This is a genomic window from [Enterobacter] lignolyticus SCF1, assembly GCF_000164865.1.
GTDB classification, from domain to species: domain Bacteria; phylum Pseudomonadota; class Gammaproteobacteria; order Enterobacterales; family Enterobacteriaceae; genus Enterobacter_B; species Enterobacter_B lignolyticus.
In genome coordinates this window covers 887,074-913,826 of the sequence record NC_014618.1, presented here as the reverse complement: position 1 = coordinate 913,826, position 26,753 = coordinate 887,074, and the positions used below count along the sequence as shown (strand labels likewise).

Sequence of the window (26,753 nt, the reverse complement as noted above, 5' to 3'; positions counted from 1 at the left end):
CAGTTCAGCCCCTGCATCAGGGCGATGAAATAACTCTACGCCAGAGAAGTCATTTCATCAGTGAGGATGTGGTTACGGCTTGTGACGAATTGTACAAGACGTCAGTCCGCGTTTTCCCGCGGCGTATTCAGCGCCATCGCCTGCTGAATAACGGGGATCGGCGTTAATAAATGCTGGCGCATCAGTTCGCTGCTTAACGCCGCGTCGCGGGCGAGAATCGCCTGCGTCAGCGCCTCATGCTGAACGTGTTTGTCTTCGAGCATTTCGACGGACAGTACGGTTTTGCGCAGCCAGATAAAGCGATAGCGCGCCGCCAGGTCGAAAAGACGCTGGCGCATTTGCAGCAAATACTGGGAACCGCATCCGGCGACGATGGCGGTGTGATACGCCTGATGACGCAGATCCCACTCCTCCAGCAGCCCTTCGCTGGCCTCGCTGGCCTCAAGCTTATTGAGCATATGCGCGCGCGCCAGCACCTCGGCCTCCCATTCGTCGCTGCCGCGCTCGACCGCAAGCCGCACCAGCATGGCTTCCATATTGGCGCGGGCATCAAAAATATCGAGCAGTTCGCTGCCGGACATCGGCGCGACGCGATAGCCTTTCTGATTGACCACGGTGACCAGCCGTTCGGCGACCAGCTGCGAGAGCGCTTCCCGCAGTGGCCCCACGCCCAGTCCGTAGCGCGAGGTTAGCAGGCTCATCCGCAGCTTCTCATCCGGCAGGTATTCACCGCGAATAATGTCGTTTTTCAGCCACCGGTAGCCGTCAATGGCTGTCGGTTGGGGATTGGCAGTCATGGGCAAAACTCCCGTCTCTTAAGGCGCAACGCGATGTGCGCCCTAAATGGCAAAATCCCGGCCAGTGACGGCCGGGAGAACAAGGCTACAGCGTATTCTGCCACGCCGATTTTTGCCACAACATCAGTTTTTTCCAGCGGGACATGATGGGCACCGTACAAATGATCCCCAGCCCCAGCAGCCCGGTCGAAAGCACCTCCAGCTGCTGTCCCGGCCGGAACAGCATCACCACCAGCACCACGGTGATAAAAGCGATGACAAGCCAGGTCAGCCACGGATACAGCCACATCTTCAGTTTGAGGGCGTTTTCCCGGCCCGCCAGCTGCTTACGCATCCGCAGCTGCGACACCGCGATCACCAGGTACACCAGCAGCGCAATGGCGCCGGAGCTGTCTATCAGGAACTTAAACACCTTGGCGGGCGCATAGTAATTGACGATAACCGTTAAAAACGCCGCGCCGGTCGAGAGCAATACCGCGATGTACGGCGTCCTGCTGCGGTTGGTCCGCCCCATCACTTCCGGCGCATCGCCACGGCGGCTCAGGGAGTAAAGCATCCGTGATGCGGTGTACAGCGCGGAGTTAAGGCAGCTGGTCACTGACAGCAAGATGACGCAGTCCATAATGAGCCGCGCGTAGGGGATATGCAGCAGCTCAAGTACCGAGCGGTACGACCCGACCTCTTTAAGTCCCGGAGTGTTCCAGGGGATCAGCGCCACGACCACAAAAATAGAGCACAGATAGAACAGCGAAATACGCCAGATGACGGAGTTGGTCGCCCGCACAATATGCTTGTCCGGGGTATCGGATTCTGCCGCCGCGATGGTGACGATCTCCGCGCCCATAAACGAGAACATGGTGATAAGCATCGCGCTCAGCACCGCGCCAAAGCCGTTGGGCATAAAGCCGCCGTGATCCCAGAGGCGGGATATGCCGCCGACGTCGGCATAAGGATAGAAGCCGCTAATCGCCACCACGCCCAGGCCGATAAACGCCAGAATGGCGATCACCTTGCACAGCGCCAGCCAGAATTCGAATTCACCGTAGTTTTTAACGCTAAGCAAATTACTTCCGGTCAGCGCGAGGGTTATCAGCAATGAAAACAGCCAGATGGGAACGCCGGGGATCCACGAGTTAAGGATCATCGCCGCAATATTGGCCTCCAGCGGAATCACCAGCACCCAGAACCACCAGTACAGCCAGCCGATGGTATACCCGGCCCAGCGGCCGATCGCCTTATCGGCGTAGGTCGAAAACGAGCCCGTATCCGGAGAAGCGACCGCCATTTCGGCGAGCATCCGCATGATCATAACCACCAGCAGACCGGCAAACAGGTAGGACAGCAGAACGGCAGGCCCGGCTTCGGCGATAGCCACGCTGGAGCCAACAAATAAACTCGCGCCGATAACGCCGGCGATGGATAGCATGGTGACGTGGCGTGACTTCAGCCCGCCGCCCAGTGCATGCGATGGTGACAATTGCCCCATAGTTATTACCCTCTCAATGTGTTGTTGTTTTGATTCACTTGGGAGAGCACCCCGACATTACCGCGTCGGGGCACGCGTCCGGACATCGATTCGGGATCAGAGACCAATACACATGTATTTGATCTCTAAATAATCCTCGATGCCATATTTAGAACCTTCGCGGCCAAGGCCCGAGGCTTTGATCCCGCCAAAGGGGGCAACTTCATTGGAAATAATGCCGGTGTTAATGCCGACGATGCCGTACTCCAGCGCTTCGCCGACGCGGAACACGCGGCTCAGGTCACGGGCGTAGAAGTAGGCCGCCAGGCCAAACTCGGTGTCGTTGGCCAGCGCAATCACCTCGGCTTCATCGTGAAAACGGAACAGCGGCGCCAGTGGACCAAAGGTTTCCTCCTTTGCCACCCGCGCATTCGCCGGAACGTTCACCAGGATGGTGGGCTGGAAGAAATTGCCGCCCAGCGCGTGCGCGTGACCGCCCGCCACAACCTGAGCGCCTTTCTCCAGCGCATCGGCGATATGCTCCTGCACTTTGGCGACCGCCTTTTCATCAATCAGCGGTCCTGTGGTCACGCCGGGCTGTAAACCGTCGCCCAGCTGCAGTTTAGCGACCGCCTGCTGGAGCTTTTCCGCGAAGCGATCGTACACGCCGTCCTGAACGTACAGGCGGTTGGCGCATACGCAGGTTTGCCCGGCGTTACGAAACTTCGAGGCCAGGGCCCCCTCCACCGCGCTGTCGAGATCGGCATCGTCAAAAACAATGAACGGCGCGTTGCCGCCCAGCTCCAGCGACACCTTCTTGATATCTTTTGCGCACTGCGCCATCAGCAAGCGGCCGATTTCCGTTGAGCCGGTAAACGACAGCTTGCGCACGATCGGGTTGTGGGTGAGCTCGTCGCCGATAGCGCCCGCCGAGCCGGTAACCACGTTAAACACGCCGTCGGGGATCCCGGCGCGCTGCGCTAAATGCGCCAAAGCCAGCGCAGAATACGGCGTCTGGCTGGCGGGTTTTAGCACCATCGTGCAGCCAGCCGCCAGCGCCGGTCCCGCCTTGCGGGTGATCATCGCCGACGGGAAGTTCCACGGGGTAATGGCCGCGGTGACGCCGATCGGCTGCTTAATAACGATCAGGCGCTTATCGGCCTGATGGCCCGGGATCGTATCGCCATAGATGCGCTTGCCCTCCTCGGCGAACCATTCGATAAACGAAGCGGCATAGCTAATCTCTCCTCTGGCTTCCGCCAGCGGTTTGCCCTGCTCAAGCGTCATCAGCCGGGCCAGATCTTCCTGGTTTTCCATCATCAGATCGAACCAGCGGCGCAGCACGGTGGCGCGGGCTTTCGCCGTTAAGTCGCGCCAGGCCGGCAGCGCGCGGTTAGCGGCATCGATCGCCTCGCGGGTTTCTTCCGCGCCCATCTTAGGGACGCTGCCCAGACGCTGTCCGTTGGCGGGGTTGACGACCGCCGTCACCTCGCCGCTATGCGCATCGCGCCACTGACCATCGATAAAGGCCTGCTGGCGGAACAACTCGGGATCGCGAAATTGCATTCTCTTTTCCTGTTTTAAGAAGATGAACGGGTGAATGCGGCATGCAGCGCATCCACACTCTGTGCGGCGCGCAGCGTGCGGCCGGGATTATTCTGGCTTTCCAGCAATGCCATCACCTTGCTGACGATATGGGCGCCGATAGGAATGGCCGACGTCGCCGCCGGAGAAGGCGCGTTGCAGGTGTGAATGGAGCGCGGCGTGGTGACGAACAGAAAGTCGTCAATCAGCTTGCCGTCCGGCGAGACCGCCTGCGCGCGCACGCCCGCGGGCCAGGGCTGCAGATCGCTGAGCGTCAGGCTCGGACAGTACTTTTGCACCAGCCGCAGATAGCCGCTTTTGCACAGCGAATTCTTCATCTCGCCAAGCCCAGAGCGCAGGTTCTTCTGCAGCACGCGGCGAATGCCGGAGGAGCCGAAGATCTCCAGCGTATCGGCAAGCGAGAAGTCGCGCTTACGGTAGCCTTCGCGTTTAAACGCCAGCACCGCGTTAGGGCCGACCGTCACGCTGCCGTCGATCATGCGGGTAAGGTGGACGCCGAGAAACGGCATCGCCGGATCCGGGATCGGGTAGATCAAATGGTTAACTATCTGGTTATGCTGCGACGCCAGGCGGAAATACTCGCCGCGGAACGGGCAGATAATAAAGCCAGGGTCGACGCCCAGCATTTTGACCAGCCGATCGGCCATCAGGCCCGAGCAGCTTATCAGGGTAGCGGCTTCAAACTCTTGCCCCTGGCGGGTGTGGATAACCACCCCTGCCGCATGTTCGTGCAGGGCGCTGACCTCGGCGTTATACACAATCTCACCGCCTTTGGCCTGAAAGTTTTTGGCCATCGCCGCGGTCACCTCACGATAGCTGACGATTCCGCTTGAAGGGACAAAAATGCCGCCAAGGCCGGTGATATTGGGCTCCCGCTCCCGCAGTTCTGCGGCGCTCAGCCATTCACGCTCCAGCCCATTCGCCGCGGTGCGATCCCACAGCGCCCGCATCCTCTCCATTTCCAGGCTCGATGTGGCGACCAGCATTTTTCCGCAGGTGTCATAGCGAATACCGTTTTGATCGCAAAACGCTTTGGTGGCCCGGTTGCCGGCCAGGCAAAACTGCGCCTTGAGGCTCCCCGGGGTGTAGTACACCCCGGCATGAATGACCCCGCTGTTATGGCCCGTCTGGTGACGGGCCGGAGCGGACTCTTTTTCCAGTAGCGCAATTCTGGCGTCAGGATAGACGTCAATCAGCTGCATGGCGGTGGACATGCCGATGATGCCGCCGCCAATAATTACAAAATCGTACATCCGCTCACTTCCTTCGTCTGATAACGCTTATTGATGAGTCTGGTAGTGGGGGGTGGAATACGCAAAATAACCGCGCTGGCGCATCAGCTCACGACGCAGATCCGGATGCGGCGTAAAGCGGTCACGCCCGTGTAGCCAGAACAGGTTGTTGATAAGCAGGAATTTCCCGACGGGCACCGGTACGGAAAGAATGTTCTTGCTGTTTTCCAGCGCATCCGACAGATCGCTCAGCCAGACGCCTTCTTCAAAATCTTTAGGCTGGACGAACTGATCGATATAGCGCATCACCGGGCGCCCCTGAGCGTCGACATCAAAAACCGGGTGGAACACGTCGTGGCTGACGTTTTTGCTCGGCGGCGCGGCCCAGCGCATCGCGCGGCGCGCCAGCGGGTGCGTGAAATAGCGCTGCAGATGCTCCCAGTCGTCCAGGTGCAGCAGCAGCGAGTTCCCGCCCTGCATGTTCTGCTCATCGATTTTCATCATCAGCACATAGTCCGTGACTTCTTCGACGTAGGTGCCGTCGTTATGCAGCTCCAGCACGCGGTGCGGCTGTCGCAGATAGCTGTCCGAACTGTCGACGTTTTTCACCACAAAGCGCGCATAGTACTGCCCGCTCATCGCGTCAAAGTTCGAGCGCCCAATCAGGTGCGCCACGGCGGTCGCCAGTTTGACCATCTCATCGGCCTGGGCGACGTTATCGATCCCTTCGGCCCCAATCAGCAGCGCGCCTTCGCTGCGGTTCAGCAGGGTGTTAAGCAGCAGCGGCTGCAGCTGATTGCCGCAAAGGTCGTCGAGGATTTTGCCCACCTTAAACCGCAAAAACGATTTGTACTCCAGCGCCTGCACCGGCCATTGCTCGACCTGTTGCAGGAATTTCTTTGTCACCTGGGCGGAAAACGTCAGCTCCAGCATCCGCGGCGATTGCCGGGAAGGCGCAACGGTAAAACCGTTCGCGCTGCGGGAGACGTCGGCGGCATGCTGTTTTACGGCAGTCAGTGTGTTCATCAGAATCAAACCTCTCAGTAGAGACTCAGGGGGACATTGCGATGTTCATTTCGTAGCCATAAATTAAAAATATCTACATTTTTATGAAATGCGCATAAAAATGCGAAATATGTTTGTTTTTTGTGATCAATGAAACAAATATTTAACAATCACCGTAATGACAGCGATATGATGTGGCGCCTGGCGCGAAAGAAAGTGTCTGGTCGTGAGGATAAAGATGGGGGGAGCGCCGGGAGCGGCACAATGCCTCAAATGAGGATGTCATTACGCCCTCCTCAGCCCCTGCCCGGCGGGTAGTGTAGGCCAACGCTGCCAACAAACTTTCCGGAGTCCTTCAATTCCACTGCCCAAAACCCCCAGCCGCCCAAGCGGAACGACATTTGAGATGGACTGGTTAGTCTCCTCCCAGATTACTCATCGCCAGCGTACGAATCATCCCGGGCTCGACGCCGTTGACGCGGATCCCCGCCGGTGACCAGCGCCACCTTACCGCTAAAATCTGGATACACGTCAGGCCTCAGCATCGCGTTATCCCCGCGGGTAAACGGTGGTATTTAATACCTGCGCGTAAGCGCCTACCGCAAAATTGCTCAACGCCGCAAAGTCGTTCGCCTGATAGCCCAAAATCTTGCCGTCCGTGCGCTTCGCCTGCAGGTCAATCATCACTACGCCGAGCGTAGGAATAATTTTCTCCCGCCACACAAAGAGGTAGAGCTGTTCGGTCACTTTAACGTAGTGACAGCGATCAACATCCGCCAGCCCTTTTTCCACCCCCTCCAGGCACTGCCAGGCATAGAAATTATCATTCAGGTAGATATGTTCGTAGCGCTCAGTGGGGCTGTAGATATACATGTTGCGCATACCTATCAGCTCATCCGTAAAGCCTGGCGGCGTAGCGATGGCGTCGTCGAGCGTGCCGAAGCGGAATTCAACCTCTACGGCGGTCAACGGCAACCCCTGCTCTACCCGGCTAAAGGCATCCAGACGCGCCTGCGTTTCATCGGGTAGTTTGCCGTACACCAGAGTGAAGCCTCCCTTCCGGCAATCAGCGACCAGCGTGAGGGTGGCGTTTTCCCGCGCCGGGTCGAGAAAATCGACGAACAGGATTTCCGGGCGGATACTGGTGGCACGGTAGGCAATGTCCTGATGCTCCCCCCAGTTCAGGGTGCTTTCATCATTAAACTGGCACTCTGCGGTACCACCGTTGCTGAAATGGAGCGTCAGGCGCTTTCCCGCCAGCCCGTTCTGCTTCTCCAGGGTATTGCTCTGAGGGGCGAAACCATCAGCCAATGCGCCGACCTGAATAAAAATTGCTTCTGAACTCATAGGATGCTCCTTACAGTGACGTAAATGCTAACGTGGGGATATCGACAATCGTGGATCCGCCGTCGGCGACCAATACGGCTCCCGTAACGATGGAGGCGTCGGGGGAGGCCAGAAAACGGCAGACTCTGGCAATCTCTTCGGCACTCGCCGGGCGGCGCAGCGGTACATCCTGGCACACCCGCTGATAGGCCTCTTCAAGACTTAATTGATGCGCCTGCATCAGCGGCTGCATCTCTTCATCCGCCATCGGGGTGGTTACCCAGCCCGGGCAGACCGCGTTAGCGCGCACACCCAGAGGGCCATAATCCCGGGCAATCGACCGCATCAGGCCGATCAGGGCATGTTTCGCGGTGATATACCCACACGCCTGCGGACCTGCGGCCAACGATGCAATCGAGGCAAGCAGCACCATATTTCCCCGGCTCTGAATCAGCGAAGGCAGGCAGGCCCGGGCGCTGGCGAACGCGCTCTTCAGATTGCTGTCCAGCGCGCGCTGCCAGTCGGCGTCAGCCATGTCGGTGATGCGCCCAAGCCCCATACCGCCCGCGCTGCTTATCAGGCAATCAATCCGCCCGGTATCCTGCAAAATGGCGGGCAGCAGCTCGTCCTGCCAACAGGCTGAGCTGGCCGCATCGCCCACCAGGGCCTGTACGCCAATGCGGGCCGCCAGCGATTTCAGCGGCTCCGCTCTGCGTCCGATGATAAATACCCGGTCACCCTCCTGCGCCAGCAGCTGAGCGCAGGCGGCGCCAATGCCGGTTCCCCCTCCGGTAATCACAACCACTCTCTTCATTTCGCTTCACCATGAGTTTTCCCATCATAAGAAAGGCGCTTAACGGACGCTGACGCCGGGTGACTTCCAGCCGCGGGTTAGCGACTGAGATTCACTATAGAGAAGGAAGGAAAATGCTGACTATCGTTCTTAAGAGCTAGGATGAAACGGATCGAACTGGGCACGCCTGCGCGAATGGGTCAGAGAGATAACCGAATTACGTCTGGGCGTGGATTTTGTCTCCGATGCGCTGTTTGACGAAAGCCGGTTATTTCTGACTATGGCAGGATCATATTGGGTCGCTTAGACATTTTCCGCCAGACTTATTACAAAAATGAGATTCCGGACACAAAGATATATGATCACTACCGGGGCCGTAATCCTGTATACTAATAACCACTCTAACCGTATGGATAAAAACAAAATAAGCAAAGTACTCACAGTCTATAAATTTATTCTGGCACCACTATGAAAGAGCTCCCCAAAAGTCGACATCTACAGGTATTTTTAGAAGTGGCCCGCAGTGGCGGAATACTGAGTGCTTCGCGCTCACTGAATATGACACAGCCATCGGTAACCCGGGTAATCAAAGAGCTGGAGACCTATATCGGCACTCCGCTGTTTATACGAACGAACGTCGGTGTTTCTCTGAACCACGCCGGTACTCTTTTTCACACGCACACCCTTGCCTATGTGCACGGCATGCAACGCGCGGTATCGGATGTTCAGCGCGAATTCTGTCAGCGCGGTGAGTCTTTCTCAGTAGGATACTCATCGCTCGTGGGTTATATCATCCTCCCGGATGTCATCAACGAATTCAAGATGGTTAATAAGGGGGTGACGATTAATATCCACGAGGGCCAGCTTTCGAGCCTGCTGCCGATGATTAATAACCGGACGCTGGATTGCGCAATTGGTACCGTATCAGGAAATTCTCTGGCCTGTGAATATCACTCTGAGAAGCTGTTCAGTAGCCGATTTGCGGTATTCTCATCAGTACTTAGTCCATATGCCAGAGCCAGAAGCCTCAAAGAGTTGAGGACCGCGAAATGGGTGCTGCCTGAGACCCGTTTTGGATATTATTACCAGCTCAACAGTTACCTCGAACAATATGGTATTGATGTCAGTTCGGCTATCCGGACCGACTCCATCTCTTCCATTCTGAGCCTGGTGACGAGGGCTGACTACCTTACAGTTCTTGCCCGGCAAATGGGAGGTGGAAGGAACAAAAACCTTTCTCTTTATGAGGTAAAAATCGCCGAGGAGCTGCCTGTTGCCGACTATCACTTCATCCACAGTAAAAGCTGTTTCCCTTCTGTGTTTCTCGAAGGATTCATGAACATTATCAGGGAACGATGCCCGGCGAATCTTTGGTAGAAATGGGGGGCACGCCCCCCATCAATGAAATTAGCAGGAGCGGTGCGTCGCCAGCGCAATAAAAATCTGCGCGCCAATCAGCAGGCAATCGTCGTCAAGGTAATAAGGATTTGAATGCAGGTAATTCGAGATCCCTTTTTCCCTGCAGCCACTCCCCAAAAAAAAGAACGCACCTTTCTGCTGTTTCTGGGCGTTAATCATGTAACTGAAGTCTTCGCTGCCGGTCATTGGTTTACAGTTTTTGTCGACACGCGTCAGAAAACCAGTGGCTGCAGCCAGAACCCGGTTGTAGGCATCCCGGTGGTTTATGATTGCCGGATATCCGGTGCAGGTCATTGTGGTTTTGTAGCCACGTAACTCACTGCCCTGAATTATCGATGAGAAGCTGTTTTTTAGAATAGCATCAGTCTCTTCATCCATTGAACGGATGGTGCCACGAGCCTGCACGTAGTCAGGAATTGCATTTGGTACAGTGCCGCCGTGGATCATGCCGCAACCAAATACTGCCGGGCTGAAGGGACTGGTTTTTTTCGCAACAATGTAATCCAGATCGTTAATGATACGCACCGTTTCGCTGATGGCATCCAGACCTTTCTGCGGGGTGGAGCCATGTGCAGAAATACCACGAACATCCAGTGTCCACGCCGCCCCCCAGGAGGACATAATGTTGTTATTGATTCTCACCTCGCCCACATCCATTGATGCATCGTTGTGCAGCGCGTAAACCTCATCCACACCCTCCATACAACCTTCTGCCACCATCAGTTCAGCTCCCGGCACACGCATATCCTCTTCTGCCATCTGGAAGATAAAGCGAATGTTGAAGCACAGCTCTCCGGGGTGTTCAGCCATATAACGTGCAGCGGTGAGCGCTATTGCCATATGAGCATCATGCCCGCAATTGTGTGACAGGTTGTCATGGCGTGATTTATAGCTGACATCGCTCAGATCCGGCATTTCCAGACCATCCATATCGGCTCTGAACGCAATGCGAGGGAAATCATCAGACAGATGCAGATCGGCCCAGAAACCTGTGTATTTGCTGCTTTCAGTTATCCTGTAACCGTTAGCTTTCATCAGTTCTTTGCAGTAACGGGACGTCAGATGTTCAACACCAGAAGCCTCAGGGATCGTGTGCAAATAATGCCGGGTTTCCCGACTGAAATCTTCAAGATATTTTATTTTATCGGATATCTGGTAATCTTTCATTTATTTACTCCAACTGCTCCATACTAATTAAATAATGCCCTGATATTTCAGAATCAGTTCAGCTACAAATGCCGCGCCCAAAAACGCACTGGTGAATACGACAAGAGAAATAACAACAATTTTCCAGCTCAGCGATTTTAATTTATCGAGGCTATTCCCGACAGACAGACCCGCAAATGCTAATAATGGTGTTGTCGTTGCAAGGAAATCGATTTTATTTGTCATATTCATGAACACTTCACTAACCGGCGAATACGGCATACTCAGCAGCAGTGCAATCAATGTTGACCATGCAAATGCAGGCAGAGGTACTTTCGGAAGCCACATTTTGATCTGCAGGGATGCGATAATGACAACGAACATTACCGCGGCACCAGGCAGAGCCGCAACCGGTGACATTCCTTTACCAACCGCCTGCGCCAGTAATACCAGCGCAATGCACGGGAGGATGATTTTTGAGTTGTCAGAGAATTCTTTGATATTCATGATTTCACATCCACCTGTTGCTCGCGCATGAACGTTTTGTAGAGAAAATTGCTGAGTGGGAGCGCAAGAAATATCAACGCATACATACCCGTAACAGCAGCCAGCATGTTACTGGTTGCAGCAAAAGCAAGGATTTGTCCGGACAGTTCCGGGACAGCGTTTGCGAGCGAAGCAGAGGCTGCAGCCATCATACTCCCTGAGCCCAGACCACAGGCGACAGCCAATGACAGCGGATGCAGGCCGAGTGACAACCCAAGAGGGCTGATAATACCGAAGAAAACCGTACCAATTACGCTTCCCACAATGTAGGTACCAAGAACCCCAGTCCCCTCAGGGCTGTCTATCCCATATTTCTCACCAATAACGCCCAGTGACGGTTCTCGGGATATACTGGAGCATGCGCCAATTGCCTCGCGACGCATTCCCAGCAGTAACGCCAGGGGCATGGCGATCAGTACTGAACCCAGGTTTCCCAGTTCCTGTAATATCAGCGCAGGACCGGCTTTAATAACCTCTGTCACGTTAGGTCCAACAAGCGTACCGTATTTAACCCCAAGAGGAAGAAGTGCCAGCATGACAATGTTGCCAGTCATTTTGATAGTGTCAGGTGTTAATACCCGACCAAGCGGCTTAATTACTTTACCCAGTAAATCAGGCGTCACCAAAACGCCAAGAATAACCGCATACAACATTGGCAACAAACTGAACTTTACTCCAAACGCATCAATTTTAATGACACCAACGAATTCAGATATAACTGTAACGATGGCCGCTACCACAACCAATATAACAATATTTCTGTTTTGACAATCTGTGCTCATAGAACCTCCTTTTTGTCGTCATGAGCAAGATTACCAATCGACAGAACCCTGAATAATTTGTTTTTTTGTTGGGGTATTCAGAAAACATATATCCATTTTAAGATTATTGATAAATATCAATAAACAAAAAACACCATTACGCATAACACAATGATATGCATGCTGTTTTTATATTTGCAATCCACGTCACATTATTATTTTTTAGGGCAAGCCAAAAACGAAATTGAATTACCAGGAGCAGACAGGAGCGTCAAGACAAGCTATCCCACCAGAGTGAGTAAGAATATTCACACAGAAAAGGCCCCACTGTTTATAGTGAACCTTAAACTCCATCACCATCAGTACTATGTTGATGTCAGTGATAATACCAGGAAGTAACATTTCACAGCATGAACAGTTTTATGCCCGTCAAATTCTGGAGTTTGTTGCCGGAAATTATGATCAGGTACTGAACATTAAGCATAGCCGCGAAACATACTAATCTGAAGGCCAATCACGCCATGGGGATTTCGGTTGGGGTGGCACCCCACTGAAGATATCTGGCGAAATGTGTATCAGTAATAAAACGGTCTAAGAGAGTATCATTGCGTTCAATTGACTAACAGAAGCTATAACTGTTGGTTTAAAAAGGGTAATTGAGGGTGATGAAGTTCAGGAGAGTTGAAAATGGAGCGGGCGAAGGGAATCGAACCCTCGTATAGAGCTTGGGAAGCTCTCGTTCTGCCATTGAACTACGCCCGCTTTGGTGTGCGTAAGGTATTATAAACCTTACGCACTGTCTGACAAGACTCGCTTCGCTTAACTGGCGAGAAAATCGCCTGTTAACACTTAGGTTTACTGCCCTGCGGCGGCAGATAGCGCAGCGGATCGATAGCCGTCGCGCGGTAGCGAATCTGGAAGTGAAGCTTCACGGTATCCGCGTCCGAGCTGCCCATGGTGGCTATCTGCTGGCCAATTTTCACGCTCTGGCCGTTATTCACCATCATCTTGTCATTATGCGCATAAGCCGTGATGTAATCCTCACTGTGCTTAATCATGATCAGGTTGCCATAACCGCGCAGTTGGTTGCCAACGTAAACCACCTTCCCCGCGCCAGCGGCATAAACCGGCTGCCCACGGGAACCCGCGATATCAATCCCTTTATTACCGCCGTCGGCGGTGGAATACGGCAATATCACTTTTCCGCTCGTCGGCCAGCGCCAGCAGCGCTGACCTACCGGCGGCCATGAGGATTGCGGTACTGCCGAAGAAGGAACGACCTTCGCCGTGCTGGTGCTGCCCTTCGGTTTCCCGCTCTTCGACGTTCCCGCGCTGCCATTGGTCTTCAGACGCTGCCCTATCTCAATGGTATACGGCGGCGACAGGTTATTGAGCCGCGCCAGATCGCTGACGCTGGTGCCGGTCGCGCGCGAAATGCGGTACAGCGTATCGCCGCGCTTGACGGTATACGTCGAGCCATCGCCGGAATCCGAGGAGCACCCCACGAGAATAAGCCCCAGCGTGAGGCACAGAAGAAGACGGAATGGATGTCGAATCAGGCGTCCTGCAAGCAAAGCGATTCCTCATCGGTGGAAATAAGAATGCCTATGATAACAGTCCAGGTCAGGATGCCAATGCTAATCGGGGCATCCTGAGATTAAAAAAAAGCCCGGTAAGCGACTGGCTACCGGGCTTTTTACTCACCAAAGGCGAGGAGTTACTTCACCGGACGCAGTGCCGGGAACAGGATAACGTCACGGATGGTGTGGCTGTTGGTGAACAGCATAACCATACGGTCGATACCGATACCCAGACCAGCGGTCGGCGGCAGACCGTGTTCCAGCGCGGTCACGTAGTCTTCGTCGTAGAACATTGCTTCGTCATCGCCTGCGGCTTTCGCGTTTACCTGGTCCAGGAAGCGCTGAGCCTGGTCTTCCGCATCGTTCAGCTCGCTGAAGCCGTTACCGATTTCACGGCCGCCGATGAAGAATTCAAAGCGGTCGGTGATTTCCGGGTTCACGTCGTTACGGCGCGCCAGCGGAGACACTTCAGCCGGATACTCAGTGATGAAGGTCGGCTGAATCAGGTGCGCTTCCGCCACTTCGTCAAAGATTTCGGTCACGATACGCCCCAGACCCCAGCTCTTCTCGACGTGAATGCCGATAGATTCTGCGATGGCTTTCGCCGCGTCGAAGTTATCCAGATCCGCCATGTTGGTTTCCGGGCGGTATTTCTTGATAGCTTCGCGCATGGTCAGTTTCACGAACGGCTTGCCGAAGTCGAAGGTGTGTTCACCATAAGGCACTTCGGTTTTACCCAGAACGTCCTGCGCCAGGGTGCGGAACAGGGATTCGGTCAGCTCGATCAGGTCTTTGTAGTCCGCATACGCCATATAGAGTTCCATCATGGTGAACTCAGGGTTATGACGAACGGAGATACCTTCGTTACGGAAGTTACGGTTGATTTCGAAGACGCGTTCGAAGCCGCCAACCACCAGACGCTTCAGGTACAGTTCCGGCGCGATACGCAGGTACATGTCCATATCCAGCGCGTTGTGGTGGGTGATGAACGGACGTGCGGATGCGCCACCCGGAATCACCTGCATCATCGGCGTTTCTACTTCCATAAAGCCGCGGCCGACCATGAACTTACGCATTCCGGCCAGGATTTGAGAGCGGATTTTAAAGGTGTTGCGGGATTCATCGTTGGCAATGAGATCCAGATAGCGCTGACGGTAGCGCGCTTCCTGATCCTGCAGGCCGTGGAACTTATCCGGCAGCGGGCGCAGCGCTTTTGTCAGCAGACGCAGTTCGGTGCAGTGAATGGACAGCTCGCCGGTTTTAGTCTTAAACAGCTTACCGCGCGCGGCGATGATATCGCCGAGGTCCCATTTTTTGAACTGATCGTTATAAACGCCTTCCGGCAGATCGTCACGCGCCGCGTACAGCTGGATACGGCCACCCACGTCCTGCAACGTGACAAAGGAGGCTTTACCCATAATGCGGCGGGTCATCATACGACCAGCAACAGAGACTTCAACGTTCAGGGATTCGAGTTCCTCGTTTTCCTTGGCATCGAATTCAGAGTGCAATTGGTCAGAGGTATGATCGCGACGGAAATCGTTCGGGAACGCGACAGCCTGCTCTTCACGCAGGGCAGCCAGCTTTTCACGACGGGATTTCAGTTCATTATTAAGGTCAATGGCCTCATCGGCACCTTGTGCTTGTATTTCAGACATTTTGGTTCCTCATAACCCTGCTTTCAAACTTGCTTCGATAAATTGGTCCAGGCTGCCGTCCAGCACGGCCTGGGTATTGCGGGTCTCTACACCAGTACGCAGATCTTTGATGCGCGAGTCGTCCAGGACATAGGAACGAATCTGGCTACCCCAGCCGATATCGGACTTGGTGTCTTCCATCGCCTGCTTCTCGGCATTCTTCTTCTGCATCTCCAGCTCATAAAGCTTCGCTTTCATCTGCTTCATGGCCTGGTCTTTGTTCTTGTGCTGTGAGCGGTCGTTCTGACACTGCGTCACCAGCCCGCTCGGAATGTGGGTAATACGTACCGCAGATTCCGTACGGTTAACGTGCTGACCGCCCGCCCCTGAGGCGCGGTAAACGTCGATACGCAGGTCCGCCGGGTTGATTTCGATATCGATATCGTCATCCACTTCCGGGTACACAAACGCGGAACTGAAGGAGGTGTGGCGGCGGCCGCCGGAGTCGAACGGGCTCTTACGCACCAGGCGATGTACGCCGGTTTCAGTACGCAACCAGCCGTAGGCGTAATCGCCGGAAATTTTGATCGTCGCCGATTTCAGGCCCGCGACTTCGCCTTCAGACTCTTCAATCACTTCGGTTTTGAAACCGCGCGCTTCCGCCCAGCGCAGATACATACGCAGCAGCATGCTCGCCCAGTCCTGCGCTTCCGTACCGCCGGAACCGGCCTGGATATCGAGATAGCAGTCGGCGCTGTCGTACTCGCCGGAGAACATACGGCGGAATTCGAGCTGGGCCAGCTTCTCTTCCAGCACGTCCAGTTCGGCAACGGCTTCGTTAAAGGTTTCTTCGTCGTCGGCTTCGACGGCGAGCTCCAGCAGACCGGAGACATCTTCCAGCCCCTGCGCCATTTGATTCAATGTATCGACGATAGCTTCCAGAGAGGAACGCTCTTTCCCCAACGCCTGCGCGCGCTCAGGCTCGTTCCAGACGTCCGGTTGTTCCAGCTCGGCGTTTACTTCTTCGAGACGCTCTTTCTTGGCATCATAGTCAAAGATACCCCCTAAGAACGTCTGAGCGCTCCGTGAGGTCCTGAATTCGGTTTTTTACCGGATTAATTTCAAACATGGTCTGATTTCTTTTATGGACTAGTCAAAATACGGTGATAGGGGCGGAATTTTAGCGGATTTCCCCCCTTTTTTATAGCGATTACTGACGTTAACCCGCCCAGATGTTGTCAATGATCAGCTGTACGCTCCGGTTGCCACGAAATTCGTTAATATCCAGCTTGTAGGCCAGCTCAACTTCGCGCACGCCGTTATCCGGCCAGCAGGCAGTGTCGATATTAAACGCAATACCGTCCAACAGCGGGCCGCCGCCGACCGGCTCCACCATCACCTTCAGGTGCCGTTCGCCGACCAGCCGCTGCTGAAGCAGACGAAAGCGTCCGTCGAACAGCGGCTCCGGGAACATTTGCCCCCAGGGACCAGCATCGCGCAACAGCTGCGCCACTTCAAGCGTCATATCCGATGGCGACAGCGGGCCGTCGGAAACAATCTCCCCCTGCAGCAGCGACGGATCCAGCCATTCGGTCACCAGTTCGCCAAAACGACGCTGAAACTCGGCGAATTTAGCCTCTTCCAGCGACAATCCCGCCGCCATCGCGTGACCGCCAAACTTGAGCATCAGACCCGGGAACAGCGTATCGAGGCGCTCCAGCGCATCGCGCATATGCAGCCCCTGAATGGAGCGGCCCGACCCTTTCAGCGTACCGTCGCCCGCCGGAGCGAATGCGATGACCGGCCGATGGAAACGTTCTTTGATTCGCGAGGCCAGAATGCCGACCACGCCCTGATGCCACTCCGGGTGATACATCGCGAGGCCGCCGGGCAACGTTTCGTGGCTGTGTTCAAGCTTTTCACACAGCGCCAGCGCTTCGGCCTGCATGCCCTGCTCAATCTCTTTACGCGTCTGGTTCAGCGCATCAAGCTCGCTGGCAAGCATTCGGGCTTCGCCGATGTTGTCGCACAGCAGCAGCGCCACGCCAACGGACATATCGTCCAGCCGTCCCGCCGCGTTCAGGCGCGGGCCGAGCGCAAAGCCGAGGTCGCTGGCGGCAAGCTTTTGCGCGTCGCGGTTCGAGACCTCAAGCAGCGCTTTAATCCCCGGACGGCACTTGCCGGCGCGAATACGGCTCAGCCCCTGCCAGGTCAAAATACGGTTGTTGGCATCAAGCGGAACAACGTCCGCCACCGTGCCAAGCGCCACGAGGTCCAGCAGCTCCGCCAGGTTCGGCGGCGCGATCCCCTGCTCGTCAAACCAGCCCTTATCGCGAAGACAGGTACGCAGCGCCAGCATCAGATAAAAAGCCACGCCGACACCCGCCAGCGATTTGGAGGGAAACTCGCAGTCACGCAGGTTGGGGTTAATGATGGCGTCCGCGTCCGGCAGCGTGTCGCCCGGCAGATGGTGATCGGTCACCAGCACCGGGATCCCGAGCGCATGGGCGCGCTCAACGCCCGCGTGAGACGAGATGCCGTTATCAACGGTCACTATCATCTGAGCGCCGCGAGCGTGGGCCTGTTCGACCACCTCCGGACTCAGCCCATAGCCGTCCTCAAAGCGATTCGGCACCAGATACGACACGTTGCGGCAGCCCAGCGCGCGCAGGCTCAGGACGCTCAGCGCGGTGCTGGTCGCGCCGTCGGCGTCAAAGTCGCCGACGACGATAATCCGCACGCCTTCGCGAAGCGCGCCGTAGAGCATTTCAACGGCTTTTTCGACGCCGTTCAGCTGCTGCCAGGGCAGCATGCCTTTCACGCTGCGCTCCAGATCGGCGGCTGTACGCACGCCTCGGCTGGCATACAGCCGTCTTAACAGCGGCGGCAGGTCTGCCGGAAGGTCGGCGCTTTCATCGACCTCCCGACGCCGCAGGGGAATTGGTTGTTTCACGCCGATTACTTACCGCTGGTCTGTTTCTGATGTTCGTCCAGGAACGCTTTCATTTCCTTCGGTCCCTGATAGCCTGGCACCACGTAGCCATCGTTAAGAACGATGGCCGGGGTGCCGTTGACGCCAAACTGCACGCCCAGCGCGTAGTGGTTGGCGATATCGATATTGCAGCTCGCCGCCTGGACGCCTTTGCCGCTCATGGCGTCGTCAAAGGCTTTATTGCGATCTTTCGCGCACCAGATAGCCTTCATATCCTGCTCCGCCTGGCTCTGCACGCCCTGACGCGGGAACGCCAGATAGCGTACGGTGATCCCCAGCGCGTTATAGTCCTTTATCTCTTCATGCAGCTTGTGGCAATAGCCGCAGGTGATGTCGGTAAACACGGTAATGACGTGTTTTTCCTGCGGCGCCTTGTAGACGATCATCTCTTTTTCCAGCGCGTTCAGCTTGCCAACCAGCAGCGTGTTGGTGACGTTCACCGGCTGAGCGCCGCTGACGTCGTACATCGGCCCCTGAATGACGTGTTTACCGTCGTCGGTCACGTACAGCACGCCGCTGTTGGTCAGCACCGTTTTCATACCGGCAACCGGCGCAGGTTGAATATCCGTGCTCTGCACACCCAGTTTAGCCAGCGACTGGCGAATGGCGGCATCGTCAGCGTGCGCGGCGCCGGACAGCGCGGCGGCCAGCAAAGAGAATGTCAGTAAACCTTTTTTCATAACCCATCCCATAGTTTCAGCATCACGCCCGCGGGTGATGCTGTTGATGAAGTTGACGCAGCCGCTCGGTGGCGACGTGCGTATAAATCTGCGTAGTGGAAAGATCGCTATGCCCCAGCAGCATCTGCACCACGCGCAGATCCGCGCCGTGGTTCAGCAGATGCGTCGCAAACGCGTGGCGAAGGACGTGCGGCGACAGCTTTTCGCTGTCGATCCCCGCCAGCCGGGCATAATGTTTTATCCGATGCCAGAACGTTTGTCGCGTCATCTGTTGCGCTCGCTGGCTGGGAAACAGCACATCGATGGAGACGCCGTTGAGCAGCCACGGACGCCCATGTTCCAGATAGTTCTCCAGCCAGTAGACCGCCTCTTCGCCAAGCGGCACCAGCCGCTCTTTGTTGCCTTTGCCAATGACCCTGACCACGCCCTGACGCAGGCTGATATCGCTCATCGACAGGCCCACCAGCTCAGAAACGCGAAGCCCGGTGGCGTAAAGCACTTCGAGCATCGCTTTATCGCGCAGCTCCAGCGGCTGATCCACCAGCGGCGCCTGCAGCAGGCGATCGACCTGGGCTTCGCTCAGATCTTTTGGCAACCGCTGCGGCAGCTTGGGCGACGCCAGCTGCGCGCTGGGATCGTCCGGACGGATTTTTTCCCGGTAGAGGTGCTGAAACAGGCGGCGCATGGCGCTGAGCAGCCGCGCCGAACTGGTCGCCTTGTAGCCGCCGTCCACGCGTTCGGCCAGCAGGTTTTGCAGATCGCCGGGTTGCGCCGTTTCCAGCGATAGCCCACGATGCTGCAGCCATGCCGCCACCATGGTCAGATCGCGACGATAGGCGCTTAGCGTATTCTCGGCCAGGTTCTTCTCAAGCCACAGCGCATCAAGAAATTGCTCTATTTGTGCGAGATCCTTTTCCACATTCGCCTCTTCAGTGCTGCAATCGGGCCATTATGCCTTAAGGCGTCACCTTTCTGATACACTAGCGCAAAGTTACAGCAAGCACTGAGAGTTTTTGCGATGAAAATTGGCCTGTTTTATGGTTCCAGCACCTGCTATACGGAAATGGCAGCGGAAAAAATCCGCGACATTATCGGCCCGGAGCTGGTGACGCTACACAACCTGAAGGATGATTCCCCGCAGCTGATGGAGCAGTACGACGTGCTGATCCTCGGCATTCCAACCTGGGATTTCGGTGAAATCCAGGAAGACTGGGAAGCGGTCTGGGAGCAGTTGGATACGCTGAAGCTTGAGGGTAAAATCATTGCGATGTACGGTATGGGCGACCAGCTCGGCTACGGCGAATGGTTCCTGGACGCGCTCGGCATGCTGCATGACAAGCTGGTGACTAAGGCGGTGAAAATCATCGGCTACTGGCCGACCGAAGGCTACGAATTTACGAGCAAAAAGCCGGTTATCGCCGACGGTCAGCTGTTTGTCGGCCTGGCGCTGGACGAAACCAATCAATACGATCTGAGCGATGAGCGCCTGCAAAGCTGGTGCGAGCAGATTCTTGGCGAAATGGCCGAACAGTTTTCCTGACGGCCACCTACTGCTGCGCCGGCTGCTGCGATATTGTCCGGCGCAAATCCCGCCACTCTCCGGCATCCATGCTGTCAGCCGCAATCCACAGGTGTATTCTCTTGTAGCTTCCGATTCTGCGTAAGCGCAGCATCATCCCACTTTTGATGATCCAGGGGGTGCCAAGAATTTCCCACTCCTGGTTATGCCAGCGCAGGCGGGAATCCATCAGCAGCTTGATTTCCCCCTGACGGGCGTTGATGCGGCGCTGGCTGCGAACGCAGTCGAACACCACCAGCGACAGGAGCACCAGCCAGAGCGGGGTGTAGCTCAGCGGCCAGGGCATCAGCAATATCGCCGCCGCCACCAGGCCGTGGAGCAGCAGAGACACCCACTGAGCGCGCCAGGAGACGCGAAGATCAGATTGCCACAGGACCACGTTCCCGATTCCGTGTCTGAATGAGTTGCACCATCCTTTGCAGTTCCGCGTCCGCTGGCTTCCCGTGGTTCATCAGCCAGTTGAAAAGATCGGGGTCGTCGCACTCCAGAAGGCGAATAAAGAGCTGCTTATCGCTGTCGCTCAACGTGTCGTATTCATATTCAAAGAACGGCATGATGGAAATATCGAGCTCACGCATACCGCGGCGGCATGCCCAATGGATACGGGCTTTATTAGTAATGTCCATGTTGACCTTCCTGCATATCGATACAGAGTAGTTTAACGCGTTTCTTGCACTTACTTTACAGGAATATTGCGGTTTGCGGCGCGCCTTCCCTGAAAACCCTTCGTCTTTGCAAGGTTTTACATCGTTTTCCGTGCTTTCTCGTAAAGCAGGATAACGGCACAAATGGGCTTCTGAAAGCGCTTGCAATGCGCTATAGCTCTTTTACCATTAGTCATTAACTCTGCGTTAAGCTATTCAGGACATTATTATGGCTTTTACTCCATTTCCTCCGCGTCAGCCTTCAGCGTCTGCCCGTCTGCCGTTGACCCTGATGACGCTCGACGACTGGGCGCTGGCAACCATCACCGGCCAGGACAGCGAAAAATATCTTCAGGGTCAGGTGACGGCAGACGTCGCGCAGCTGACCGAACATCAGCACCTGCTGGTGGCGCATTGCGATGCCAAAGGCAAAATGTGGAGCAACCTGCGCCTGTTCCGCCAGCAGGAGGGCTTTGCCTGGATCGAGCGCCGCAGCGTACGGGACGCGCAGCTGACGGAGCTGAAAAAGTACGCGGTATTCTCCAAAGTGGCTATCGCCCCGAACGATGACCGGGTACTGCTGGGCGTCGCGGGTTTCCAGGCGCGCGCCGCGCTGGCCAACCTGTTCAGCCAACTGCCGGACCGCGATATGCCAGCGGTCACCGAGAACGACAGCACCCTGCTGTGGTTTGAACACCCGGCCGAGCGTTTTCTGCTGATCGTCTCAGCCGACGCCGCCGAACGCGTTGCCGACGCGCTGCGCGGCGAAGCGCAGCGAAACAACAGCCAGCAGTGGCTGGCCTTGAATATTGAAGCCGGTCTGCCGGTTATCGACCCTGCCAACAGCGCGCAGTTTATCCCGCAGGCGACCAATCTTCAGGCGCTGGGCGGCATCAGCTTCAAAAAAGGCTGCTATACCGGCCAGGAGATGGTGGCGCGGGCGAAATTCCGCGGCGCCAACAAGCGCGCGCTGTGGTATCTGGCGGGCGCTGCCCACCGCGTACCGGAAGCCGGTGAAGAGCTTGAGCTGAAAATGGGCGACAACTGGCGGCGCACCGGTAGCGTACTTGCCGCCGTAGCGCTTGATGACGGACGCCTGCTGGTGCAGGTGGTGATGAATAACGATATGGAGCCGGACAGCATTTTCCGCGTCCGCGATGACGCGAACAGCACGCTGCGGATCGAGCCGCTTCCCTATTCGTTAGAAGAGTAATTCAGCTGCCCGGCGGCATTACGCCTGCCGGGCAACGTTCTTTACGCCTGCCCGACGTACAGATAAATCGCCAGAAAATGGCATACGCTGCCGCCGAGCACAAAGCCGTGCCAGATAGCGTGATTATATGGGATACGCTTGCAGACGTAGAAAATGACGCCCAGCGAATACACTATCCCGCCAACCGCCAACAGCGTCACGCCTCCCGCCGCCAGCTTCACCGCCAGCTGATACACCACGATGAGCGACAGCCACCCCATGGTTAAATAGGTCACCAGCGAGAGAATTTTAAAGCGGTGCGCAATGGTCAGCTTGAACAGGATCCCAAGCAGCGCAAGGCTCCAGATAACAATCATCAGCCCGCGCGCCAGAGGGGAATCCAGGCCCACCAGCAGAAACGGCGTATAGGTACCGGCAATAAGCAGATAAATGGCGCAATGGTCGAATTTTTTAAGCCATACCTTCGCCCGCTGATACGGAATAGCATGATACAGCGTGGATGCCAGAAACAGCAGGATCATGCTGCCGCCGTACAAACTGTAGCTGGCGATCGCCATCGCGCTGGCGCGGGCGTCAACGGCCTGTACCAGCAACAGCACCAGGCCGACGATACCAAACACCAGTCCAATGCCGTGGCTGATGCTGTTGGCAATTTCCTCTGCCAAAGAATAGCCCTGTGTAATTAATGGTTTACGAACCATACTGAACTCCAGGAGAACAAAGTCACTTTTAACGCTCACCTAGCGTAGCTGAGAATGATTCCAGTGAACACATGTTAGCTAAAATAAAAAGGTAACTTTTCACAAATCAATAAATATCAATGCATTAGATATATACTTCAGCTAACAGATGTTCCTGTTTTCATTAAAGACATTTAAATTCAATAACATAAAACTGATTCTGTCCGGGGTAGATCTCTTCAATCACGGTGCGCAGCTGGCGGAGGGTCATATTTTCCTGCTGCGCGTGGGTGTCGGTCAGCGTATCCAGCGTAACGGTTGAAGTACCGGTGACCTCTATCGTGCAAAAGTAGACGTCGTCTTCATAGCGTCCTGTGCGCAGGACGTCGCCGGTTTTGAAATGGGACTCGCTGGCGTCACGGATGGTTATCGTTTTACGTCCGGCCAGGATGTCTTCCTGAAAGCGCTGAAAAAAAGTGATGTCGTTTGGCGCCATGTTATGATTCCTGTATCTGAATGGGTTTTATGAGTTGCCGTTATCGTGAGTATTTTTTCCCACGCCGCTGTCGCCAGTCTCAACAATCTTGAGATGATGGTCTACCACTATGTCATCAAAAATCGTGACAAGGTCATGTATATGACCATTCGCGAGCTTTCCGATGCGGCCGGGGTTTCCACGACGACGGTGCTGCGCTTTTGTCGCAAGCTGGGCTGTGAGGGATACTCGGAATTCCGCGTACGATTTAAATTATATTTAGAGCAAAACGAACCCCAGCAGAGCAATTTCGGCGCCAGTGAAATTATCAGTTTTTTCAAGGGCGTCAACAACGACGAGTTTGATACGCTGCTGGATCGCGCCGTCGATATTATATTATCGTCAGAGCGTATTATATTTGTCGGTGCGGGCACTTCAGGGGCCCTGGCAAAATATGGCGCACGCTTTTTCTCTAACGTCGGAAAATTCAGCAACCATATTGACGACCCTTATTTCCCAGTGACGAACGATATGGCGAAAAATGCGCTGGCGATCGTGCTTTCCGTTTCCGGCGAAACGGAGGAGATCCTGCGTTTCGCCAGCCAGTTCAGCCTGCACCACTGCAAGGTGCTGTCCATCACCAGCCATGAACGCTCACGCCTCGCGAAGCTTGCCGATTTTAATCTCTCCTGGCATATTCCGCAAACGCGCATCGGCGGCGTCTACGATATTACCACGCAAATACCGGTTATTTATATTCTGGAGTCGCTTGGCCGCAAGCTGGCGAAGAAGCTGGCAGAATAAAACAGGTTGTTTTTTCGATGTAACAAATCACATTTACCGTGAATTGTTATATCGTGACATTTAATTCCGCTTTGTTAGACTTAAAACCAACAGAGTAATATAACGGGATTATCTACGATGAAAAAACTGACCTTACCGACAGATTTCTTATGGGGCGGCGCCGTTGCCGCGCACCAGGTGGAAGGCGGCTGGAATAAAGGCGGTAAAGGGCCGAGCATCTGCGACGTACTGACCGGCGGCGCGCACGGCGTACCGCGTGAAATCACCCAGCAGGTCGAGCCAGGCAAATACTACCCAAACCACGAGGCGGTCGATTTCTACGGCCACTATAAGGAAGACATCCGCCTGTTTGCCGAAATGGGCTTCAAATGTTTCCGTACCTCCATCGCCTGGAGCCGAATATTCCCGCAGGGCGATGAGACGCAGCCTAACGAAGAAGGGCTGAAATTCTACGACGACATGTTCGATGAATTACTCAAATACGGCATCGAACCGGTCATCACCCTCTCCCACTTTGAAATGCCGCTGCACCTGGTGCAGGAATACGGCGGCTGGACTAACCGTAAGGTTGTGGATTTCTTTGTTCGCTTCGCCGACGTCGTCTTCGAGCGCTATAAACACAAGGTCAAATACTGGATGACCTTTAACGAAATCAACAACCAGCGTAACTGGCGCGCGCCGCTGTTCGGCTACTGCTGCTCCGGGGTGGTCTACACCGAACATGCAAACCCGGAAGAGACCATGTACCAGGTGCTGCACCACCAGTTTGTCGCCAGCGCTCTGGCGGTGAAGGCGGCGCGGCGCATCAACCCGGAGATGAAGGTCGGCTGCATGCTGGCGATGGTGGCGCTGTATCCGTTCTCCTGTAAGCCGGAAGATGTCATGTTCGCTCAGGAAGCGATGCGCGAACGCTATGTCTTCACCGACGTGCAGCTGCGCGGTTACTACCCGTCTTATGTGCTCAACGAGTGGGCGCGCCGCGGCTTTAACATCAGGATGGACGCCGACGATGAGGCCATTCTGCGCGAAGGCGCCTGCGACTATCTTGGCTTCAGCTACTACATGACCAACGCGGTGAAAGCCGAAGGCGGCAGCGGCGATGCCATTTCCGGCTTTGAAGGCAGCGTGCCAAACCCGCACGTGAAAGCTTCCGACTGGGGCTGGCAGATTGACCCGGTTGGCCTGCGCTATGCGCTGTGCGAGCTGTACGAGCGCTACCAGAAGCCGCTGTTTATCGTTGAGAACGGCTTTGGCGCGTATGACAAGGTGGAAGAGGACGGCAGCATCAACGACGACTACCGCATCGACTACCTGCGCGCGCACGTGGAAGAGATGATAAAAGCCGTAACCTGGGATGGCGTGGATCTGATGGGCTACACGCCGTGGGGCTGCATCGACTGCGTCTCCTTCACCACCGGGCAGTACAGCAAGCGCTACGGCTTTATCTACGTGAATAAGCACGATGACGGCACCGGCGACATGTCGCGTTCGCGCAAGAAAAGCTTCAACTGGTATAAAGAAGTGATTGCCAGCAACGGCGAAAACCTGTGAGCGGCTGCCGGATAAGCGCAGCGCTATCCGGCAATCAATGCCTACTTCCCACCCGCCAGCTCAATAAAACTCCCCGTCACATAGGATGCTTTTTCGCTCAGCAGCCAGACAATCGCCTGCGCCACCTCTTCCGGCTGCCCGCCGCGCTGCATCGGTAGCATCGACTTAACCCTGTCCACGCGCCCCGGCTCGCCGCCGGAAGCATGCATTTCAGTATAAATAAGACCGGGACGTACGCCGTTCACACGAATACCCTGTGCCGCCACCTCAAGCGCCAGCCCGGTGGTCAGCGTATCCACCGCCCCCTTTGACGCCGCATAATCAACATATTCGAAAGGCGCACCCAGCCGCGACGCCGCCGATGAGACGTTAACAATTGCCCCACCCTGTCCGCCATGCCTGAACGACATGCGTTTTACCGCTTCACGGCAGCAGAGAAAATAGCCCGTAACATTGGTCGCCAGCACGCGGTTGATGCGTTCAGCGGACAGATTTTCGATGGTGGACTGCGTAAACAGGATACCGGCATTATTGACCAGAGCGGTGAGCGGTTCGCCTTCGCGATCGATGCGCTCAAACATCGCCAGCACCTGCGCCTCATCGCTGATATCCGCTCGCAGCGCAAATGCCCTGCCGCCTGCCGCGGTTATCGCGTTGATAACATCCGTCGCGGCCTGAATATTGTGGTGATAGTTCACCGCCACGGTGTAGCCTTCCTGAGCCAGCTGCAGCGCGGTCGCTTTACCTATTCCGCGGCTGGCGCCAGTGACCAGTGCAATTGCCATTGTCTTCTCCCAATAAAAAAGCCGGGTGGCGCTAACGC

General features: G+C 55.6%; 26 protein-coding genes, 1 tRNA gene and 1 pseudogene. 5 read left to right on the top strand and 23 right to left on the bottom strand.

Translation table 11 applies throughout. From position 1 onward, the window contains the following. Nucleotides 1–101: 101 nt before the first annotated feature. From csiR to ENTCL_RS04350, 8 genes and pseudogenes are all read right to left on the bottom strand, one after another. Nucleotides 102–797 carry a DNA-binding transcriptional regulator CsiR gene (csiR, locus tag ENTCL_RS04380; RefSeq protein ID WP_013364902.1) on the bottom strand — a complete coding sequence of 232 codons (696 nt, stop codon included), beginning with the start codon at nt 795–797 and terminating at the stop codon, nt 102–104. A gap of 85 nt (nt 798–882) precedes the next feature. Further along, entirely contained in the window at nt 883–2,283 is a 1,401-nt protein-coding gene (gene gabP, locus ENTCL_RS04375; RefSeq protein WP_013364901.1) for a GABA permease, read from the bottom strand. A 96-nt stretch (nt 2,284–2,379) separates the two neighbouring features. Then, a complete protein-coding gene (gene gabD, locus ENTCL_RS04370; RefSeq protein WP_013364900.1) occupies nt 2,380–3,828 on the bottom strand; it encodes an NADP-dependent succinate-semialdehyde dehydrogenase in 1,449 nt (482 codons plus the stop codon). A 14-nt stretch (nt 3,829–3,842) separates the two neighbouring features. Next, nucleotides 3,843–5,120 (bottom strand): L-2-hydroxyglutarate oxidase, encoded by a 1,278-nt coding sequence (gene lhgO / locus ENTCL_RS04365; protein WP_013364899.1) that lies wholly within the window; start codon nt 5,118–5,120, stop codon nt 3,843–3,845. Between the two features lie 27 nt (nt 5,121–5,147). Further along, a complete protein-coding gene (gene glaH / locus ENTCL_RS04360) occupies nt 5,148–6,125 on the bottom strand; it encodes a glutarate dioxygenase GlaH (protein ID WP_013364898.1) in 978 nt (325 codons plus the stop codon). A gap of 354 nt (nt 6,126–6,479) precedes the next feature. Beyond that, nucleotides 6,480–6,597: pseudogene (locus ENTCL_RS24095) on the bottom strand (3-ketoacyl-ACP reductase); the annotation flags it as partial. Nucleotides 6,598–6,653: 56 nt separating this feature from the next. Beyond that, entirely contained in the window at nt 6,654–7,451 is a 798-nt protein-coding gene (locus tag ENTCL_RS04355) for a molybdenum cofactor biosynthesis F family protein (protein ID WP_013364897.1), read from the bottom strand. A 10-nt stretch (nt 7,452–7,461) separates the two neighbouring features. Continuing rightward, entirely contained in the window at nt 7,462–8,244 is a 783-nt protein-coding gene (locus tag ENTCL_RS04350) for an SDR family NAD(P)-dependent oxidoreductase (RefSeq protein WP_013364896.1), read from the bottom strand. Nucleotides 8,245–8,691: 447 nt separating this feature from the next. Between ENTCL_RS04350 and tdcA the strand changes: the two genes are divergently transcribed. Then, on the top strand, nt 8,692–9,600 hold the full coding sequence (tdcA, locus tag ENTCL_RS04345; protein ID WP_013364894.1) for a transcriptional regulator TdcA: 909 nt from the start codon (nt 8,692–8,694) through the stop codon (nt 9,598–9,600). Nucleotides 9,601–9,630: 30 nt separating this feature from the next. Here the strand turns inward: tdcA and ENTCL_RS04340 are convergent, their stop codons facing one another. The 10 genes from ENTCL_RS04340 to xerD all read right to left on the bottom strand — a co-directional run bounded on the left by ENTCL_RS04340 (nt 9,631) and on the right by xerD (nt 19,903). Continuing rightward, on the bottom strand, nt 9,631–10,809 hold the full coding sequence (locus tag ENTCL_RS04340) for a M20 metallopeptidase family protein (protein ID WP_013364893.1): 1,179 nt from the start codon (nt 10,807–10,809) through the stop codon (nt 9,631–9,633). Nucleotides 10,810–10,836: 27 nt separating this feature from the next. Further along, nucleotides 10,837–11,295, bottom strand: a complete 459-nt coding sequence (locus tag ENTCL_RS04335; RefSeq protein WP_013364892.1) for a hypothetical protein — start codon at nt 11,293–11,295, stop codon at nt 10,837–10,839. Further along, nucleotides 11,292–12,116: a DUF3100 domain-containing protein gene (locus ENTCL_RS04330; protein WP_013364891.1), complete on the bottom strand. Its 825-nt coding sequence runs from the start codon at nt 12,114–12,116 to the stop codon at nt 11,292–11,294. The genes ENTCL_RS04335 and ENTCL_RS04330 overlap by 4 nt, the downstream gene beginning before the upstream one ends. A 667-nt stretch (nt 12,117–12,783) precedes the next feature. Further along, nucleotides 12,784–12,857, bottom strand: a tRNA-Gly gene (locus tag ENTCL_RS04325). Between the two features lie 80 nt (nt 12,858–12,937). Next, nucleotides 12,938–13,651, bottom strand: coding sequence for an amidase activator ActS (gene actS, locus ENTCL_RS04320; protein WP_044612062.1), 714 nt, complete (start codon nt 13,649–13,651; stop codon nt 12,938–12,940). A gap of 161 nt (nt 13,652–13,812) precedes the next feature. Continuing rightward, nucleotides 13,813–15,333 carry a lysine--tRNA ligase gene (gene lysS / locus ENTCL_RS04315; protein WP_013364889.1) on the bottom strand — a complete coding sequence of 507 codons (1,521 nt, stop codon included), beginning with the start codon at nt 15,331–15,333 and terminating at the stop codon, nt 13,813–13,815. A gap of 9 nt (nt 15,334–15,342) precedes the next feature. Then, a protein-coding gene (gene prfB, locus ENTCL_RS04310; protein WP_013364888.1) for a peptide chain release factor 2 occupies nt 15,343–16,441 on the bottom strand; the annotation gives its coding sequence in 2 pieces (ribosomal slippage) (nt 15,343–16,365 and nt 16,367–16,441; 1,098 coding nt in all). Between the two features lie 90 nt (nt 16,442–16,531). Then, nucleotides 16,532–18,265 (bottom strand): single-stranded-DNA-specific exonuclease RecJ, encoded by a 1,734-nt coding sequence (recJ, locus tag ENTCL_RS04305; protein WP_013364887.1) that lies wholly within the window; start codon nt 18,263–18,265, stop codon nt 16,532–16,534. A 5-nt stretch (nt 18,266–18,270) separates the two neighbouring features. Further along, nucleotides 18,271–18,984 (bottom strand): bifunctional protein-disulfide isomerase/oxidoreductase DsbC, encoded by a 714-nt coding sequence (gene dsbC, locus ENTCL_RS04300; RefSeq protein ID WP_013364886.1) that lies wholly within the window; start codon nt 18,982–18,984, stop codon nt 18,271–18,273. Nucleotides 18,985–19,006: 22 nt separating this feature from the next. Continuing rightward, complete coding sequence (xerD, locus tag ENTCL_RS04295; RefSeq protein WP_013364885.1) at nt 19,007–19,903, bottom strand: site-specific tyrosine recombinase XerD; 897 nt, start codon at nt 19,901–19,903, stop codon at nt 19,007–19,009. A gap of 99 nt (nt 19,904–20,002) precedes the next feature. On the opposite strand from xerD, the gene fldB reads away from it, so the two are divergent. Continuing rightward, nucleotides 20,003–20,524: a flavodoxin FldB gene (gene fldB / locus ENTCL_RS04290; protein WP_013364884.1), complete on the top strand. Its 522-nt coding sequence runs from the start codon at nt 20,003–20,005 to the stop codon at nt 20,522–20,524. 7 nt (nt 20,525–20,531) lie between these two features. Here fldB and ENTCL_RS04285 read toward each other — a convergent pair whose 3' ends face one another. Both ENTCL_RS04285 and sdhE read right to left on the bottom strand, forming a co-directional pair. Next, nucleotides 20,532–20,942, bottom strand: a complete 411-nt coding sequence (locus tag ENTCL_RS04285) for a protein YgfX (protein WP_013364883.1) — start codon at nt 20,940–20,942, stop codon at nt 20,532–20,534. Beyond that, nucleotides 20,923–21,189 (bottom strand): FAD assembly factor SdhE, encoded by a 267-nt coding sequence (sdhE, locus tag ENTCL_RS04280; RefSeq protein WP_013364882.1) that lies wholly within the window; start codon nt 21,187–21,189, stop codon nt 20,923–20,925. Before sdhE ends, ENTCL_RS04285 begins: the two co-directional genes overlap by 20 nt. Nucleotides 21,190–21,436: 247 nt before the next feature. Here sdhE and ygfZ point away from each other — a divergent pair, with 247 nt between their 5' ends. After that, nucleotides 21,437–22,420 (top strand): tRNA-modifying protein YgfZ, encoded by a 984-nt coding sequence (ygfZ, locus tag ENTCL_RS04275; RefSeq protein ID WP_013364881.1) that lies wholly within the window; start codon nt 21,437–21,439, stop codon nt 22,418–22,420. Between the two features lie 41 nt (nt 22,421–22,461). On the opposite strand, the gene trhA is transcribed toward ygfZ, so the two are convergent. Beyond that, a complete protein-coding gene (gene trhA / locus ENTCL_RS04270) occupies nt 22,462–23,121 on the bottom strand; it encodes a PAQR family membrane homeostasis protein TrhA (RefSeq protein WP_013364880.1) in 660 nt (219 codons plus the stop codon). A 163-nt stretch (nt 23,122–23,284) separates the two neighbouring features. Next, complete coding sequence (gene yqfB, locus ENTCL_RS04265) at nt 23,285–23,596, bottom strand: N(4)-acetylcytidine aminohydrolase (RefSeq protein WP_013364879.1); 312 nt, start codon at nt 23,594–23,596, stop codon at nt 23,285–23,287. A 51-nt stretch (nt 23,597–23,647) separates the two neighbouring features. On the opposite strand from yqfB, the gene ENTCL_RS04260 reads away from it, so the two are divergent. Continuing rightward, nucleotides 23,648–24,379 (top strand): MurR/RpiR family transcriptional regulator, encoded by a 732-nt coding sequence (locus ENTCL_RS04260; RefSeq protein WP_044612061.1) that lies wholly within the window; start codon nt 23,648–23,650, stop codon nt 24,377–24,379. 117 nt (nt 24,380–24,496) lie between these two features. Then, the gene (locus ENTCL_RS04255; protein WP_013364877.1) at nt 24,497–25,930 is read left to right on the top strand and encodes a 6-phospho-beta-glucosidase; all 1,434 of its coding nucleotides are present in this window, start codon (nt 24,497–24,499) and stop codon (nt 25,928–25,930) included. Between the two features lie 41 nt (nt 25,931–25,971). On the opposite strand, the gene ENTCL_RS04250 is transcribed toward ENTCL_RS04255, so the two are convergent. Beyond that, nucleotides 25,972–26,715, bottom strand: a complete 744-nt coding sequence (locus tag ENTCL_RS04250) for an SDR family oxidoreductase (protein ID WP_013364876.1) — start codon at nt 26,713–26,715, stop codon at nt 25,972–25,974. Between the last annotated feature and the right edge of the window lie 38 nt (nt 26,716–26,753).

Excerpts from the sequence above, each read along its gene's own strand:
- dsbC (WP_013364886.1), bottom strand. The coding sequence starts at position 18,984 with ATGAAAAAAGGTTTACTGACATTCTCTTTGCTGGCCGCCGCGCTGTCC.
- ENTCL_RS04250 (WP_013364876.1), bottom strand. The coding sequence starts at position 26,715 with ATGGCAATTGCACTGGTCACTGGCGCCAGCCGCGGAATAGGTAAAGCG.
- gabP (WP_013364901.1), bottom strand. The coding sequence starts at position 2,283 with ATGGGGCAATTGTCACCATCGCATGCACTGGGCGGCGGGCTGAAGTCA.
- ENTCL_RS04330 (WP_013364891.1), bottom strand. The coding sequence starts at position 12,116 with ATGAGCACAGATTGTCAAAACAGAAATATTGTTATATTGGTTGTGGTA.
- trhA (WP_013364880.1), bottom strand. The coding sequence starts at position 23,121 with ATGGTTCGTAAACCATTAATTACACAGGGCTATTCTTTGGCAGAGGAA.
- sdhE (WP_013364882.1), bottom strand. The coding sequence starts at position 21,189 with ATGGACATTACTAATAAAGCCCGTATCCATTGGGCATGCCGCCGCGGT.
- csiR (WP_013364902.1), bottom strand. The coding sequence starts at position 797 with ATGACTGCCAATCCCCAACCGACAGCCATTGACGGCTACCGGTGGCTG.
- lysS (WP_013364889.1), bottom strand. The coding sequence starts at position 15,333 with ATGTCTGAAATACAAGCACAAGGTGCCGATGAGGCCATTGACCTTAAT.
- lhgO (WP_013364899.1), bottom strand. The coding sequence starts at position 5,120 with ATGTACGATTTTGTAATTATTGGCGGCGGCATCATCGGCATGTCCACC.
- ENTCL_RS04340 (WP_013364893.1), bottom strand. The coding sequence starts at position 10,809 with ATGAAAGATTACCAGATATCCGATAAAATAAAATATCTTGAAGATTTC.
- gabD (WP_013364900.1), bottom strand. The coding sequence starts at position 3,828 with ATGCAATTTCGCGATCCCGAGTTGTTCCGCCAGCAGGCCTTTATCGAT.
- fldB (WP_013364884.1), top strand. The coding sequence starts at position 20,003 with ATGAAAATTGGCCTGTTTTATGGTTCCAGCACCTGCTATACGGAAATG.
- ENTCL_RS04335 (WP_013364892.1), bottom strand. The coding sequence starts at position 11,295 with ATGAATATCAAAGAATTCTCTGACAACTCAAAAATCATCCTCCCGTGC.
- ygfZ (WP_013364881.1), top strand. The coding sequence starts at position 21,437 with ATGGCTTTTACTCCATTTCCTCCGCGTCAGCCTTCAGCGTCTGCCCGT.
- ENTCL_RS04255 (WP_013364877.1), top strand. The coding sequence starts at position 24,497 with ATGAAAAAACTGACCTTACCGACAGATTTCTTATGGGGCGGCGCCGTT.
- ENTCL_RS04355 (WP_013364897.1), bottom strand. The coding sequence starts at position 7,451 with ATGAGTTCAGAAGCAATTTTTATTCAGGTCGGCGCATTGGCTGATGGT.
- ENTCL_RS04350 (WP_013364896.1), bottom strand. The coding sequence starts at position 8,244 with ATGAAGAGAGTGGTTGTGATTACCGGAGGGGGAACCGGCATTGGCGCC.
- yqfB (WP_013364879.1), bottom strand. The coding sequence starts at position 23,596 with ATGGCGCCAAACGACATCACTTTTTTTCAGCGCTTTCAGGAAGACATC.
- tdcA (WP_013364894.1), top strand. The coding sequence starts at position 8,692 with ATGAAAGAGCTCCCCAAAAGTCGACATCTACAGGTATTTTTAGAAGTG.
- glaH (WP_013364898.1), bottom strand. The coding sequence starts at position 6,125 with ATGAACACACTGACTGCCGTAAAACAGCATGCCGCCGACGTCTCCCGC.